Here is a 15,841-nt window from a genome sequence, read left to right as displayed (position 1 = left end):
GTTATTAGCCTTGTGCATACGCACCTAAAAAGAGCAACGGCGCACCAAAATAGTGCAAACTAATATGGGCTTTAATTGGAAATTCAAACATAACACTTATTATCAATAGGTTACATGTTTGGCATATAACTAGCATTAAACAAATGACTGTAGTAAGTAGCTAAAAACTAATTAATTGGAGGAATGCATGTCTGCATCATCTGTACTGAGTTTAATGAAAGAAAATGAAGTTAAGTTTGTAGATTTACGTTTTACCGACACTAAGGGTAAAGAGCAGCACCTTACCATTCCAGCTAACCAGATTAATGAAGACTTTTTTGAAGACGGGAAAATGTTTGACGGCTCGTCAATGGCTGGCTGGAAAGGCATAAACGACTCAGACATGATTTTAATGCCCGACACCAGCACCGCGGTGTTAGATCCGTTTTTTGAAGAAACCACATTAATTATTACCTGTGATGTTATTGAACCAAGCACTATGCAAGGGTATGACCGTGACCCTCGTTCTATTGCTAAACGCTCGGAAGAATACCTAAAGTCGACCGGTATTGCCGACACTGCGCTGTTCGGCCCAGAGCCAGAGTTTTTTATGTTTGACGACATTCGCTTTGAAACCAATATGTCAGGGTCTTTCTTCAAAATTAACTCCACTGAAGCGGCTTGGAACTCAGGCACGAGTTACGAAGAGGGCAATAAAGGCCACCGTCCAAGCGTAAAAGGCGGTTATTTTCCGCTGCCACCAGTAGACTCAAGCCACGATATTCGCAGCGCTATGTGTATGGTGCTAGAGGAAATGGGGCAAACAGTTGAAGCTCATCATCATGAAGTAGCTACTGCTGGACAAAACGAAATTGCTACTAAATTTAATAGCTTAACAAAAAAGGCAGATGAAACTCAGCAGCTAAAGTATGTAGTACAAAACGTTGCTCACCTGTATGGTAAAACCGTTACCTTTATGCCAAAACCACTGGTTGGCGATAACGGTTCAGGCATGCACTGCCATCAATCATTAGTTAAAAACGGCGTCAACTTATTTGCTGGTGATAAATATGCTGGCTTGTCAGAATTAGCGCTGTACTACATTGGTGGTTTAATTAAACATGCTAAAGCGTTAAATGCGTTTACCAACCCATCAACTAACTCATACAAACGTTTAGTGCCTCACTACGAAGCGCCGGTAATGTTAGCGTACTCGGCGCGTAACCGCTCAGCATCTATTCGTATTCCGTTAGTGTCTAGTGCTAAAGCACGCCGTATTGAATGTCGCTTTCCAGATCCAGCGGCTAACCCATACCTGGCTTTTGCTGCCCAGTTAATGGCAGGCTTAGACGGTATTCAAAATAAAATTCATCCTGGCGATGCCATGGATAAAGATTTATATGACTTGCCAGCAGAAGAAGCAGCGAATATTCCTAAGGTAGCCAGTACATTGGAAGAGGCGCTAAACGAGTTAGATAAAAACCGCGCAATATTTACTAAAGGCGGCGTTATGTCTGATGCAATGATCGATGCTTACATCGGTATCAAACGTGCCGAAGCCCTAAGAGTAGCTGTAGCTGTTCATCCATTAGAGTTTGAACTTTACTATAGCGTTTAAGCTACTGGTTCAATATGAAGCTCACTACGGTGAGCTTTTTTTGTAGAAAAATAATACAAAACACGTTAAAGTAGCGGCCAATAAAACAATAATAATAAAATGCAAATGGACGCAGTTATGAATAAAATAGGATTTGTTTTAATATTATTGCTAGCAAGCAGCGCGCTATATGCTCAGGACAATAAAAAGGTTTTTGTTACCAAAGACGCTAATGGTGTTTTAGTGTTTTCTGATAGCCCGCAAGCTGGTGCTGAAGAGCTTAACCTATCAAGTCGAGCCAACATCATGGCTGCGACAGATCCAACCTTACCTGCACGTAAACCTCCAGCCAAAGAACCCTATACGGTAGATATTGCCCAGCCTGAAGACCAAGCCACAGTGCGTGACAACACTGGCTCTGTTTATGTAACCGGTAAAATTGGTCCGATGTTTGAACGCGGCCTGCGAGTGCGGTTATTGGTAGATGGCCAACCTCTAGCAGAGCCGCAAAGTAATGCGGTATTTATATTACGCGATATTGAGCGCGGCGAACATAAATTACAAATGGAACTGTTTGATCAGCAAGGTAAAGTTATTGCCACTAGCCCGGTTACAACATTCTACTTACACAGAACGTCAACAATATCGGCTAACTAAACTGTATTTCATGCATTTCACACTAAACTGAATTACACTACTAGCGCTACGCACCACTTTGGTGCAAAGGGTGACATAGTGACACAATTTGATAACGCGACAGAGCAACTACACACTAATATTACTGAACAGCTAACCACCGCCGTTATGCTGTTAGATGCTAACTTGCAGATCCGGTATTTTAATACCGCATGCTGTGCAGTGCTAGGTTTAGGCGAAAAACGCCTTAACCATCAACCATTCCCTAGTTTATTCCAACATACAGAACTCAGTTCTACTCGCTTACACAGCGCGCTAACTGATAAACAAGGTTTTGGTGTTAGTGAAATACAGGCGGTATTAGCTGATGGTAGGCATTTACTGTTAGATATCGTTGTATCACTTAGCGAACGACCGACTAATCACCTATTACTTGAAATTCGTCAAGTTAATCATCAACGTAAAATAAGTTTAGAGAACTTACAACAGCATCAGCACGTTGCTGCACGTGAGTTAATCCGTGGTCTCGCCCATGAAATTAAAAATCCGCTTGGCGGCTTACGCGGTGCCGCGCAGTTGCTAGAAGAATCGTTAAACGAAGAACAAAAAGAATATACCCAACTCATTATTAGCCAAGCAGACCGATTGCGAAATTTGGTAGATCGTTTATTGGGCCCATATCGGGTTATACACAGCGTTAATAACAATTTGCATCAAGTAATAGAACAAGTGCGACAGTTAGCTGTAATGGATAACCCCGCTAATGTACGTTTTAATCGTGATTACGATCCGAGCATTCCTGATTTTTCATTTGATGCCGAATTACTTGAGCAAGCGTTACTTAATATTATACGTAATGCCCAGCAAGCACTAAGCAACACAGCACAACCTACAATATCGATTCAAAGCCGAGTGCTGCAACAACATACCTTGCACGGTAAAAGACATAAACTCGTGGCGTTAGTTCGAGTTATAGATAACGGCCCAGGCATTCTTGCTGAAATAAAAGACACACTATTTTACCCGATGGTGAGTGGCCACGCTAATGGCACGGGGCTTGGTCTTTCTATTGCGCAAACCCTTATTCATCAACATGGCGGCTGGATAGACTGCGCTAGCTGGCCGGGGCATACTGAATTTACCTTATATTTGCCTATTACGCAGGCTGAGGATTAAGCTAATGGCACCGACAGTATGGATTGTAGATGACGATAATTCTATTCGTTGGGTACTAGAAAAAGCATTAGCCCGAGCACAAATTGCCTCAGAAAGTTTCGCCTCTGCAGATATTATGTTGCAACGACTGCAGCACGAGCAACCAACGGTTGTCGTATCAGACATTCGTATGCCAGGCACTGATGGCATGGCGCTGCTAAGCAAATTACAGCAATTAGCACCTAATTTACCCGTTATTATTATGACGGCGCATTCCGATCTCGACAGCGCAGTTAATGCCTTTAAGCGCGGGGCGTTTGAATACTTACCCAAACCCTTTGATATTAACGACGCCATAGCACTGATCCAACGCGCTATTGAGCACGCTCAAATAAACCAGCCCAAACTCAGTGTTAGTATTCAAACCCTATCTAGCCAAATTATTGGCGAGTCTCCGGCAATGCAAGACGTATTTCGCGCTATCGGCCGCTTAGCGCGATCCAGTATCAGTGTATTAATTAACGGCCAATCGGGTACGGGCAAAGAACTGGTTGCTGGCGCGTTACACCAACATAGCCCACGCAGTGCCGCGCCATTTATTGCATTAAACATGGCCGCTATACCGAAAGATTTAATAGAGTCGGAATTATTCGGCCATGAAAAAGGCGCGTTTACTGGTGCCAATAGTTTACGTAAAGGTCGCTTTGAACAAGCTAATGGCGGTACGTTATTTCTTGATGAAATTGGCGATATGCCACTAGATGTGCAAACACGTTTGCTTAGAGTACTTGCTGAAGGTCAATTTTACCGAGTGGGTGGCCATCAAGCCGTTACGGTAGACGTGCGTATTATTGCTGCTACCCACCAAAACCTTGAACAGCTGGTTAGTGAAAACAAGTTTCGTGAAGATTTATTTCATCGACTTAACGTCATTAGAGTGCACTTACCACCACTGAAAGAGCGTCAGCAAGATATCGCTAAACTGGCACAGCACTTTTTGCAACAAGCAGCTAAAGAGCTGAATGTAGAAGCTAAAATACTCAGCCAAGCCGCTGAGCAGTTTCTAACCCAATTAGAGTGGCCAGGCAATGTGCGCCAGCTAGAAAACACCTGTCGCTGGCTTACCGTAATGGCCAGTGGCAAAAACATCGCCATAGCTGATTTACCACCCGAATTTATTGCGTCAAACAAGAATACGCCATCAACAGTGCAAATACCTGCAGCAAACCAAGCGTCCAGTTGGCAACACACGTTAGCATTATGGATAGCGGATAAACTAGCGGCTGGTGACGACAACATTTTAGCCAGTGCAACACCGGAGTTTGAACGTATTGCCTTGCAGCAAGCGCTGCAATTTACCCATGGCCACAAGCAAGAAGCAGCAAGACTGTTAGGCTGGGGACGAAATACCTTAACCCGAAAACTGAAAGAGCTGAAATAAAGCAGCAAGCCAAAGCTTGCTGCTTTTAACTAACTTAAGACTGTTTACGCTGCGATTTTCTTTGTTGCCAATGCGATTTCTGTTCCGCCATTTGCAAACGCTGCTCGTCAGTTAACACTTGCAAGATCTGGTGCCTTAGCTCCATCCTTGCTACGCGCTGTTCAAGGCGCGCACTCTGCTGTTGCTCCAATAACTGGCGTACCGCTACCGCATCAAACTGCGTCGCCTCTATTAATTCCCGTAATTGTTTGCGTTCAGTGTTGCCGATACGTTGTTCTTTGTGCGCAACGCGATGCTGCTGCACTAACTGCTTAACTTGCTCGCGTTGCTCCTCGGTAAGCTTTACCTTACCTAGCATGCGCTGCATCGGCATAGCTTGTGAATGACGTGTGCCTTTATGGTGATGGCCGTTATGGCCGTTGCTATCAGCAAGTACAGCTGTTGAAAAACTCGTTGCTGCAGCAATAACACCTAAGCTAAATATAAGTTTGGCTACTTTCATCGGATACGCTCCTGTTATAAGACGAGATAAATATAAGCGTTTAAATGCAAAGCAGAGCAAAGACGAGGTAAAGATTCTGTAAAGGTATATTGCCCTGCGCAGACATTAGGTAAACTCGCTTTAAATAGTAAGGAGTGGTTATGCCTGCAATTCTAATGATTGATGACGACGTTGGTTTATGTGAGCTAGTTGCAGAGTATCTAGCGCTAGATGGCTACCAGTTTACAGCCGCTCACGATGGCCAGCAGGGCTTAGATTTAGCGAAAACCGGTGAGTTCGAGCTGATATTGTTGGATATTATGCTACCCAGTTTAGATGGGTTGTCGGTACTTAAAGCACTACGCTCAGGCCAATATTGCCCAGTGTTAATGCTAACCGCACGCGGCGACGAGGTTGATCGTATAGTCGGCTTAGAGCTAGGCGCTGATGATTATCTAGCAAAACCATTTAACCCACGCGAATTAGTGGCGCGGATAAAAGCCATACTGCGCCGAGTAGAGCTAACTCGGGCGCCAGTAACCGAACAAAATAGTCCTATTACTGTTAACGGCTTGATGATAAACCCACAAAACCGTCAGCTAAGTTACAACGAGCAACAGATCAACCTAACGGCAACCGAGTTTCAGCTACTCGAGTTATTAATGCGCCGCGCCGGCGAGGTTGTAACTAAAGATGAGCTTAGCCGCGAGGTGCTAGGTAAGCGCCTACAAATGTATGATCGCAGTTTAGATATGCACATTAGCAATATTCGCAAAAAAGTAGCGCCGTTTTGTCCCGATGAAAAAATACAAACACTGCGCGGCAGCGGTTATTTATTTCTAAAGGGGGATGCATGAATTGGTTAGGCAGGCTTAACCCATTTAACTATTTAGCCGGTCGAATTTTTCTCTGGTTTTGGTTGGTATTAATCACTGCCGTGTTTGGTACGCTGGCACTATCGCGTGCGGTAATTGAAAAAACTGAAATTCGCCGCTTACCGCAAGGAGTTATTCAACAACTACAGCAACAAATTCAACCCTTTGCCGACAGCCAAAACAGTGCCGAATTACAGCAGCGTTTACAAGAACGTAGGCCTAATCGCTGGCTATTAGTCAATGCCGACAGCAATACCGTATTAACCCCGGAATTATTGCCGCGTGACTTTGACCAGCACTGGTTAACCGAGCTATCGCAACTGTCATTACCTCGTTGGCTAAAGCACCATAATACCTCGCTAGCTGGCCCTTTTATCTTAAAAGTGGGCCAAGATACCGTTGCACTATATCAAAAGCGTGAGCGGTCACCGCAGCCTTGGTGGCAACTGAGCGAAATGCCACAACATGTATTACTGATGTTAACCTTACTTATTTCTGCTATTGCCAGCTTTATTTTAGCCATATCTATTTCACGACCATTACGAGAGCTGCTGCAACGTAACTTACAGTTTGCTGACGGTGCTTTAAATAGCCGTGTTACCAACTTAAATAAACGTAAAGATGAACTTGGCCAACTCGGGCATAGTTTTAATACTATGGCTGAGCGCATTAGTACCCTCCTTACTAATCAACAACGCTTATTGCGTGATATTTCACACGAGTTGCGCTCACCATTAGCACGAGCCCAGCTGGCATTAGGCTTAACCGAGCGGCAACAAAACCTTGAACAAATACCTAGATTAAAACAAGAATTAGACCGGCTTGATATTATGCTGGACGAACTACTAACCTACAGTAAATTAGACGCTGGCCAGTACCAACTAGAAAAGCAACAGTTTGATCTAACCGAGCTGCTTGCAGAGATTATTGATGTTAACCAAGTAGAAGCCGACGCTAAGCAGCAAACAATTGAGCTAGTTGCACCACAACAACTACTAATTAATGCTGACAGTCGCCTATTAGCTCGCGCCATTGAAAATGTGCTACGCAACGCCATAAAATATAGCCCAGCGCAAAGCAATATTAGCTGTATGTTACAGCAACACGCTCAGCAGCTATTAATCACTATTTGTGATCAAGGGCCCGGCATTGCCGAAAGCCAATTAGAGGCAATTTTTGAACCCTTTTATCGTGTGTCAAATAGTCGTACAGCAACCACTGGTGGCACTGGGCTAGGTTTAGCTATAGTTACTCAGGTGATTCGCCAGCATGGTGGGCAAACCACAGCAACAAACGCTAGCGTTGGCGGGCTTTGTATTAGCCTAACATTACCGGCTAACTAATTTTAATAAAACAGGCGCTGACTTGAACACTACAGCTATAGCATATCCAAGCATACGGCCACTTTTTTCTGCCCGTGAGATTAGTGATGGTTGGTTAAATCAGTTAAAGCCGTTTTGGCAAAAAATGCAAAGCGGTGTGCTAACCAGCGCCGACAATTTGCAGCTACGTTACTATTATCATTTAGTACCCAATGCCCAGAACGCTATTGTTATTAGCAGCGGCCGGATGGAAATGGCGTTAAAATATGCTGAATTATGCTTTGAGTTAACCCAAGCTGGCTATAGCGTATTTTTACTGGATCATCGCGGCCAAGGTCTATCACAGCGCGAGCTTAGCAACCCGCACAAGGGCTATGTTGCTAACTTCGAGTTATATCAACAAGATTTTGCGCAGTTTGTGCAACAGATTGTGCTGCCAAGTCAACATCAACGCCATATTGCGCTAGGCCACTCAATGGGTTGTGCTATTTTGGCTAGCTATCTACAACAGCCACACCCGTTTCAAGCCGCCATCTTAGCGTCGCCCATGTTTGGTATATATACGGGGTTAGTTCCTACTGGCATTGCTACAACCATTACTCGTACCTTTAGTGCACTTAATCGCGCCTTTAGTAAAACACCTTGGTATTTTTTAGCTCAAGGTAACTATCAAGAAAAAGCTTTTCGGCATAACCCGCTGACCAGTTGCCAACAGCGTTATCAGTGGGTATTGCAGCGGTATCAAGAGCAACCGCAAAGCCAACTTGGCGGTGTAACCAGCGTGTGGATCGATGCGGCAATTGTTGCTATGAACCAAATACAGCAAGATGCAGCCAAATGGCATACTCCCACCTTACTGCTGCAAGCGGGTGCTGATAAAGTTGTTAGCAACAATGCGCAAAATGCTTGGTATCAACAACTACCATCTGCTGTGTTACATCAAAAAGTTATCTTAGCCATGGCTAAACATGAAATTTTCATCGAGCAGGATCATATTCGACAAAAAGCCATTACTGCCATTAATACTTTCTTAGCGCAGCTGCCGTCAATACGCTAATTTGTTACACTAGTGTCCGAAATTAAACGGAGCTTTTATGCTACACGTCGTGCTATTTGAACCTGAAATACCGCCTAACACTGGCAACATAATTCGACTTTGTGCTAACACCGGCTATATGCTGCATTTAATCGAGCCGTTAGGCTTTGCCTGGGATGACAAGCGCATTAAGCGAGCTGGATTAGATTACCATGAGTTCGCTCAGGTGCAGCGCCATGTTAATTTTGCCGCATTTGTTAATACCATAGCGCCAATTCGCATGTTTGCTTGCACCACCAAAGGCCATACTAAACATTCTGATGCCACTTACATGGCCGGTGATGCACTTATCTTTGGTCCAGAAAGCCGAGGTTTACCCCTGGAGGTGCTGCAACAGCTACCCACAGAGCACTGGTTACGTATTCCAATGACCGCTAACAGCCGCTCGATGAATTTATCTAATGCCGTAGCCGTTTTTGTCTATGAATCTTGGCGTCAATTAGATTACACTGGGGCAAGAACCTAGTTTTATATAGTGTATAGTTTGTACAAAGGATTGTCTTACCACTATATTTAACCCTGTAAACTTGGTTACAAGGATGTATGCCACTATGTCGATGTTAAGCGGGTTGTCTACAGCAAGTTTGTTTTTTGCCTTAGCCCCAGTTGATCACGCCAGCACTCTGCTTGGGTTATTAGGCCTAGCAGCCGTGTTTTTGCTGCTGGTCGCGTTCATTGTGGTTTATAGTAAAAAGCTAAACCACAGTAACAATCTACTTATTGCACAGCAGAAAATACTCGATAGTGTGATACAACCCACCGAAAACTGCCTCACCCCACACGAACAAAGCAGCAACACAACCTTTCAGTTTGAACAGGCAAATGCAACGACGCTGCAGATCCGCGATAACCAAACCAAGTTATTTACGCCAGAGCTTTTATTAGAGTATCTGCAATCTTTCATCAATTTCAGTAACGAACGCCAGCCTAAATTTGCACTATTAATGCTGAAGTTTAGCCAGCTATTTGCCTCTGACAGCGCTAAGCCTTTAACGCTGCTAGCTAATGTTATTGAGCAATTAAGTACACAGTTAACAGCGACGCTTGATCAGAATTATATTATCGCCAGGTATAATGCTGATACCTTTGCCATCGTGGTACCGCCACATATGTGTAATGCGCAACTTGAAATAGCACTAAACCGTTTGGCGCATCGGCTATTGCCACTGCCTGAACACCTTAACATCGCCGATGCTAAAGTTGCGCTGCAATCGTTGATTGGCATTAGCATTTATCCACTAGATGGCTGCACTCCACCAGAACTTATTTTTGCCGCGCAACGTGCGATGCAACGTGCTGCTAAAATGGGCAATAATAACCTTCAGTTTGCAGATACGGCGCTACAACAACGCGTATTTGAATATCAAATTTTAGAGACTGAATTAGATAAGGCGTTACGCCAAAATGAAGTAGACGTTTACTATCAACCGCGCATTAGTATTGGTAGTAACCGTGTCGTCGGCTATGAAGCCTTGCTAAGATGGCATAGCCCCAAACGCGGTGTTTTATTGCCAAAGCAGTTTCTTAACGTAGCAGATGAAACTGGGCTAGTTATTCGTTTAGATCAGTTAGCATTTAAAACCTGTTGTGCGCAATTACAGCAGTGGCAGTACACCGGTACTAATAGAGGTAGAATATCGCTAAATATTGCTAGCCTTAGCTTTACCCAAACCGACTTTGTTTTTTACTTAACGCAACAGCTTGAACACCACGCGTTGGACGCGGCTCAATTTGAATTAGAACTGCATGAAGACATTCTACTGCAACCTGATGCGGTAACCACCAATAAGCTCAAACAGCTTGCTGAGCTTGGTTTTCATCTCACCTTAGATAATTTCGGCGTTGGCGTGTCATCGTTATCCATGTTAAGAAATACGCCATTACATAGCATTAAAATAGCCGCAAGTTATATTAAACATATAGAGCATAACGAACAGCAACGTAACATTACCGCTAGCTTAATTAGGCTGGCTTCTTATTTACAACTCGACGTTATCGCCACAGGTATAGAAAACGAAATGCAGGCTTATTTATTACATGTAATGGGCTGTGATATTTTGCAGGGACATTTATTTAGCCAAGCGCTACCATCGACAGAAATTCCAGATTTACTCGCCAGAGAAAATAGACTGTTACGAAAAGAGGTAAGCTAATTTAGCTTACCTCATCACGCTTCTCTCTACCAAGTAAGTCTAACGCCGCGGCTTTTACATCTTTGCCCTGATACAAAACAAGATAAATCTGTTCTGTAATAGGCATTTCTACGCCAACCCGCTGCGCCAAGTTAAATACCTCTTTAGCATTACGGAAGCCTTCAACAACCTGACCAATGCTTTGCATCGCATCTTCTACGCCTTTGCCCTGCCCCAGTAATAGGCCAAAACGACGATTGCGCGACTGATTGTCCGTGCAGGTTAGTACCAAGTCACCCAACCCCGCCATACCCATAAAGGTATCTTTTTTTGCGCCAAGCGCACAGCCCAAACGCGACATTTCCGTTAAACCACGGGTAATTAACGCGGTACGCGCATTAGCACCAAAACCTATACCATCGGCCATACCCGCACCAATAGCAATTACGTTTTTAACCGCACCACCAAGCTGTACACCAATAAAGTCGGTATTGGTATAGACACGGAAACTTTTAGCACAGTGTAGCAAGTTAGATAATTGGCCAATAAACGCAGCATCGGTAGACGACAGTGTGATTGCCGTTGGCAAACCCATTGCCATTTCTTTAGCAAAGGTAGGACCAGAAAATACCGCCAGCGGTATAGTTTCGCCTAATACTTCGCGCGCTACATCTTGCAATAAACGGCCAGTTTCGGGCTCTAAACCTTTTGTCGCCCACGCTACTCGAGAATCAGGTCGTAATAATGGCTTTATTTGTTGCAAGGTTTCAGCAAAAGCATGGCTAGGCACAACGAGCAGAATATCTCGACTGCTAGCTACAACCGCAGCCATATCAGCAGTTACTTGCAACGAATCAGGAAAACGCACATCGGGTAGGTATTTTTGATTAAGGCGCTGCTCCGACATCTGTTGCATGTCTTGTGCATTGCGCCCCCACAAACTAATCGAATTACCGTTTCGTGCAAGACAAATAGCAAGGGCAGTGCCATAAGAGCCTGCCCCTAGTACAGCAATAGCTGACTGCTGCATTAGTTAACCGTTACGGCCTGGACACTTTGTGCTTCGGCTTGACGCTGCTGCACATATTGGGCAAATAATGCATCAAAGTTAACCGGCGCTAAATTAAGCTGCGGGAAGGTACCGCGATTTACTAAGTTTGATACCGCTTCACGCGCATAAGGGAATAACGCATTTGGACAAAATGATGCCAGCATATGAGCCATTTGTGCATCTTCCATTGGCCCAATTGAAAAAATACCCGCTTGCTGTACTTCACATAAAAACGCGACTTCACCTTCAACCGTGGTGGTAACCGTTAACGATAATATAACTTGATAAACGTTCTCTTCTAGCTTTTCACTACGAGTATCTAAATCTAACTTAACTTCAGGCTTCCACTCTTTGCGGAAAATTGCCGGAGCGTTAGGCGCTTCAAATGAAATATCTTTAACAAAGATACGTTGGATCGCAAATTGTAAACCTTGTTGTTCATTTGCAACGCCATTTGCTTGTTGTTCGGCCATGATAATTCCTATTATATTTATAAGTTAAGTAAAGGGTCGAGTTGTCCGCTGGCATCAAGGGCTAACATGTCATCACAACCACCAATATGGCGAGCGCCAATAAATATTTGTGGCACAGTAGTACGGCCACCTGCTCGCTCGATCATTTCAGGGCGTAACTCTGGTTTTTCGTCAATACGAATTTCCTGATAGCCTACACCTTTTTTGTTCAACACCGATAATGCGCGAGTACAATAAGGACAATATGCTTTGGTGTAAATAGTCACTTGTGACATCACTACCTCTTAGTTTTTACTACCGGTAAATTAGCGCTACTCCAACTACCCATGCCGCCTTGTAATACAGACACAGAAGTGAAGCCTTGCTTTAATAAGCTAGCAGCTGCTTTTTGTGCAGTTACACCAGCCTGGCATATTACAATAATGGGTTCTGCTTTATGCTTTTCAAGGCCAGCAAGTTGCTGTTTTTCAATTGCCGTCATTTGCACATTACGTGCGCCGGTAATATGACCTTTGTTAAAATCAGCTTCATTGCGAATATCAACTAATATCGCGTTTTGCCGATTAACCTGCAGTGTTAACTCAGTGGTATTAACTTGCTTAATGGCAGAAAAACGTGATTTAACTAAACTACTAATTAACATCACAAATAACACCACCCACACCGCACTTAAAATAGGATGATTTGTTGCAAACTCTATATACTGCTGCATATTCACTCTGCTTTTAACTGAAAATTTTCAACGCCGAGTATACTTAGTTTCAGTGAAGAAAGCAGCACTGTGCACACCAGAAGCTGAACACAATACTGGAGAATTATGCAAAATTCGGTAATATAGCAGCTCGCTTTTTGCCTAATTGCTTAACAACGGAGCTTACATGACAAGCCAGAAAAAACCTTTGGTGTTATTAATTCTTGATGGCTGGGGTTATCGAGAAGATGTAAGCAACAATGCTATCGCACAGGCAAATACCCCGGTTATGGATCAACTATGGCGAGATTACCCTCATACTTTAATTTCTGGCTCTGGTTTAGATGTTGGCTTGCCCGATGGCCAAATGGGCAATTCAGAAGTAGGTCATGTAAATTTAGGCTCAGGTAGAGTGGTGTATCAAGATTTTACCCGCATTACTAAAGCCATCAGCGATGGCGATTTTTTTACTAACCCAACATTAGTCAATGCCGTAACAAAGGCCAAGCAGCAACATAAAGCCATACACATTATGGGTTTACTATCACCAGGTGGCGTGCATAGCCACGAAGATCATCTATTGGCTATGATTAAACTGGCCGAACAGCAACATGCTGGGCCTATTTACTTACACGCTTTTTTAGATGGCCGCGATACCCCCCCCCGCAGTGCTAAGGCATCATTGGAAAAAATACAGGCTCACTTTACACAAACAAAAAGCGGTCAAATTGCTTCTGTTATTGGCCGCTATTTTGCAATGGACCGAGATAAACGTTGGGATCGGGTGCAAAACGCCTATGACTTATTAACCCAAGGTAAAGCCGACTTTCAAGCTAGCGATGCATTACAAGCGCTAAGCATCGCATACCAACGTGATGAAAATGACGAGTTTGTAAAGGCTACAGCCATATTGTCTAGCTCTGGTAACCCGATACAAATGCAAGATGGCGATGCGCTTATCTTTATGAACTTTCGAGCTGACCGCGCACGCCAATTTAGCCGTGCATTTATTAATGACGACTTTGCTGGTTTTGTGCGTCAATACCGGCCAAAACTTAGTAGCTTTGTCATGTTAACCGAGTATGCCGCCGATATAAAAGCGCCCTGCGCTTACCCACCAGAGCGCTTAAATAATGTATTAGGCGAATGGTTAGCCAAACACAATAAAACTCAGTTACGCATTTCTGAAACCGAGAAATACGCGCATGTAACGTTTTTCTTTAGTGGCGGGCGCGAAACGCTATTTCCCGGCGAACAACGTATTTTGGTCGACTCGCCTAAAGTCGCGACCTACGATCTACAACCTGAAATGAGCTCAACCGAATTGACAGACAAACTGGTGGCTGCAATTCATAGCCACACGTTCGATGTCATTATTTGTAATTATCCTAATGGCGATATGGTTGGCCATACTGGCATTATGTCAGCAGCAATAAAAGCCGTTGAAGCGGTAGACCACTGCATAGGCCGCGTAGTTGCCGCCTTGCAAGACGTAGGTGGTGAATGTTTAATTACCGCCGACCATGGCAATGCGGAACTGATGTTAGACACGGATTCTGGCCAAGCACACACGGCACACACTAGTGGCCCAGTACCGTTAATTTATGTTGGTCGCTCAGCTAAGGTAACTGAGGGCGGCATTCTCAGTGATGTCGCACCCACTATGCTGCACCTAATGAATATGCCAATACCGCCGGAAATGACTGGCAAAATTTTAATGCTGCCACAATAAATGCAAATGACGTTAACCCGCTTGTTAGTGCAGTCAGTATGCTGGCTGCTGTTGCTTTTTGCCCTACCTACGCTGGCACAACAACAAGCAAAAGAGAAAGAGCTCGCAGAGCTAAAGCAGCAAATTCAGCTTACTGAGCAGCAAGTTAAGCAGCAGCAAAAGCAATTAGAGAAATCTGAACAAAAACTACAGCAATCGGATAAAGCACTAGCCGAAGCCGCGCTAGCCACACGTAAAACGGAGCAAGAAAAGCAGGCATTAGTAATACGTGAACAGCAATTGCTAGCACAGCAAACCGAGCTTGAACAAACCCTGCAACAACAGCAGGCCATGTTAGCGTCACAGTTAAAAAGCGCTTATAGCTTAGGCCAGCACGATTACAGCAAGATGCTGCTTAATCAGCAAGATGCCGCCAAATTAGAGCGGGTATTAAGTTATTACCAGTATTTTAATCGCGCTAGGCTAGCGCAGCTTGCGGCTTTAAACAAAACCATAAACCAGCTACAGCTAGTGCTAACGGAACTAACTGACAAACAACAGCAGTTAGCCACAGCACTTCAAACCTTACAGCAACAACAGCAGCAATTAGCCCAAGCAAAAGGCGAACAGCAGTTAGCGGTAAAACGTTTACAAGATACCTTAAAACAACAAGGCCGGCAGCTAGATTATTTGCGCCAAAACGAAACCAGCATGCAAGCTACATTAGAAAAGTTACGTAAGCTGGCGCAAAAAGCTAAAGAGTTAGCGGGTTTAAACAAACAAAAAGGCAAGCTTACTTGGCCACTTAACGGTAGCTTGCTACAACGTTTTGGTGAAAACCGCGAAGGTGGCGTATCGTCACGTGGCATCCTGATCCAAGGCAGCGAAGGCGAAGCCATTAAAGCCGTCGCCGACGGCCAAGTTATTTATGCCGACTGGCTCAAAGGTTACGGTTGGGTTATTGTGCTAGACCATGGTGCCGGTTTTATGAGTCTATACGGACATAACCAAAGCTTATTAAAGCAACCTGGCGCGCGTATTAATGCTGGTGAAACTATAGCGCTAGCGGGCATGAGTGGCGGACAAGCATCAGCCGGTCTGTATTTTGAAATACGCAATAAAGGCGAAGCGGTTAATCCATTACAATGGTTGGCCCAAACAAAGCGCTAAATATTTACCCTGATAATTTGTAATTGCGCAC

General features: G+C 44.2%; 16 protein-coding genes. 11 read left to right on the top strand and 5 right to left on the bottom strand.

Features of this window, described 5'->3' with window-relative positions:
* The first annotated feature begins 187 nt into the window (after window positions 1-187).
* The 4 genes from glnA (at window position 188) to glnG (ending at window position 4,808) form a co-directional block, all read left to right on the top strand.
* Window positions 188-1,597, top strand: coding sequence for a glutamate--ammonia ligase (gene glnA / locus MN199_RS11060; protein ID WP_132584872.1), 1,410 nt, complete (start codon window positions 188-190; stop codon window positions 1,595-1,597).
* A 117-nt stretch (window positions 1,598-1,714) separates the two neighbouring features.
* On the top strand, window positions 1,715-2,233 hold the full coding sequence (locus tag MN199_RS11055; protein ID WP_335739454.1) for a DUF4124 domain-containing protein: 519 nt from the start codon (window positions 1,715-1,717) through the stop codon (window positions 2,231-2,233).
* A 78-nt stretch (window positions 2,234-2,311) separates the two neighbouring features.
* Entirely contained in the window at window positions 2,312-3,388 is a 1,077-nt protein-coding gene (gene glnL, locus MN199_RS11050) for a nitrogen regulation protein NR(II) (RefSeq protein WP_335739453.1), read from the top strand.
* A gap of 4 nt (window positions 3,389-3,392) precedes the next feature.
* Complete coding sequence (glnG, locus tag MN199_RS11045; RefSeq protein ID WP_335739452.1) at window positions 3,393-4,808, top strand: nitrogen regulation protein NR(I); 1,416 nt, start codon at window positions 3,393-3,395, stop codon at window positions 4,806-4,808.
* Window positions 4,809-4,842: 34 nt separating this feature from the next.
* On the opposite strand, the gene MN199_RS11040 is transcribed toward glnG, so the two are convergent.
* Window positions 4,843-5,310 (bottom strand): Spy/CpxP family protein refolding chaperone, encoded by a 468-nt coding sequence (locus tag MN199_RS11040; RefSeq protein WP_132584880.1) that lies wholly within the window; start codon window positions 5,308-5,310, stop codon window positions 4,843-4,845.
* Between the two features lie 140 nt (window positions 5,311-5,450).
* On the opposite strand from MN199_RS11040, the gene MN199_RS11035 reads away from it, so the two are divergent.
* The 5 genes from MN199_RS11035 to MN199_RS11015 all read left to right on the top strand — a co-directional run bounded on the left by MN199_RS11035 (window position 5,451) and on the right by MN199_RS11015 (window position 10,735).
* Window positions 5,451-6,146 carry a response regulator transcription factor gene (locus MN199_RS11035; protein ID WP_132584882.1) on the top strand — a complete coding sequence of 232 codons (696 nt, stop codon included), beginning with the start codon at window positions 5,451-5,453 and terminating at the stop codon, window positions 6,144-6,146.
* Window positions 6,143-7,507: an ATP-binding protein gene (locus MN199_RS11030; protein ID WP_335739451.1), complete on the top strand. Its 1,365-nt coding sequence runs from the start codon at window positions 6,143-6,145 to the stop codon at window positions 7,505-7,507. The genes MN199_RS11035 and MN199_RS11030 overlap by 4 nt, the downstream gene beginning before the upstream one ends.
* A gap of 22 nt (window positions 7,508-7,529) precedes the next feature.
* Window positions 7,530-8,543: an alpha/beta fold hydrolase gene (locus tag MN199_RS11025; protein ID WP_335739450.1), complete on the top strand. Its 1,014-nt coding sequence runs from the start codon at window positions 7,530-7,532 to the stop codon at window positions 8,541-8,543.
* A gap of 37 nt (window positions 8,544-8,580) precedes the next feature.
* A complete protein-coding gene (gene trmL, locus MN199_RS11020) occupies window positions 8,581-9,048 on the top strand; it encodes a tRNA (uridine(34)/cytosine(34)/5-carboxymethylaminomethyluridine(34)-2'-O)-methyltransferase TrmL (protein WP_132584888.1) in 468 nt (155 codons plus the stop codon).
* Window positions 9,049-9,133: 85 nt separating this feature from the next.
* Window positions 9,134-10,735: a GGDEF domain-containing phosphodiesterase gene (locus tag MN199_RS11015; RefSeq protein WP_335739449.1), complete on the top strand. Its 1,602-nt coding sequence runs from the start codon at window positions 9,134-9,136 to the stop codon at window positions 10,733-10,735.
* Window position 10,736: 1 nt separating this feature from the next.
* Here the strand turns inward: MN199_RS11015 and gpsA are convergent, their stop codons facing one another.
* From gpsA to MN199_RS10995, 4 genes are read right to left on the bottom strand one after another with little or no spacing between them, the layout of a single operon-like run.
* The gene (gpsA, locus tag MN199_RS11010) at window positions 10,737-11,744 is read right to left on the bottom strand and encodes an NAD(P)H-dependent glycerol-3-phosphate dehydrogenase (protein WP_132584892.1); all 1,008 of its coding nucleotides are present in this window, start codon (window positions 11,742-11,744) and stop codon (window positions 10,737-10,739) included.
* Window positions 11,744-12,238 carry a protein-export chaperone SecB gene (gene secB, locus MN199_RS11005; RefSeq protein ID WP_335739448.1) on the bottom strand — a complete coding sequence of 165 codons (495 nt, stop codon included), beginning with the start codon at window positions 12,236-12,238 and terminating at the stop codon, window positions 11,744-11,746. Before secB ends, gpsA begins: the two co-directional genes overlap by 1 nt.
* Before the next feature lie 17 nt (window positions 12,239-12,255).
* Window positions 12,256-12,513 (bottom strand): glutaredoxin 3, encoded by a 258-nt coding sequence (gene grxC, locus MN199_RS11000; protein ID WP_132584896.1) that lies wholly within the window; start codon window positions 12,511-12,513, stop codon window positions 12,256-12,258.
* 2 nt (window positions 12,514-12,515) lie between these two features.
* Entirely contained in the window at window positions 12,516-12,950 is a 435-nt protein-coding gene (locus MN199_RS10995) for a rhodanese-like domain-containing protein (protein ID WP_132584898.1), read from the bottom strand.
* Window positions 12,951-13,116: 166 nt separating this feature from the next.
* Here MN199_RS10995 and gpmM point away from each other — a divergent pair, with 166 nt between their 5' ends.
* Entirely contained in the window at window positions 13,117-14,661 is a 1,545-nt protein-coding gene (gene gpmM / locus MN199_RS10990) for a 2,3-bisphosphoglycerate-independent phosphoglycerate mutase (protein WP_335739447.1), read from the top strand.
* Window positions 14,662-15,810: a murein hydrolase activator EnvC family protein gene (locus tag MN199_RS10985; protein WP_335739446.1), complete on the top strand. Its 1,149-nt coding sequence runs from the start codon at window positions 14,662-14,664 to the stop codon at window positions 15,808-15,810.
* Window positions 15,811-15,841 lie beyond the last annotated feature (31 nt).

The sequence above is a fragment of the Rheinheimera metallidurans genome (genome assembly GCF_036983985.1).
GTDB lineage: Bacteria > Pseudomonadota > Gammaproteobacteria > Enterobacterales > Alteromonadaceae > Alishewanella > Alishewanella metallidurans.
The sequence above is the reverse complement of the archived record's forward strand: the minus strand, read 5'-3'. Positions and strand labels throughout refer to the sequence as shown.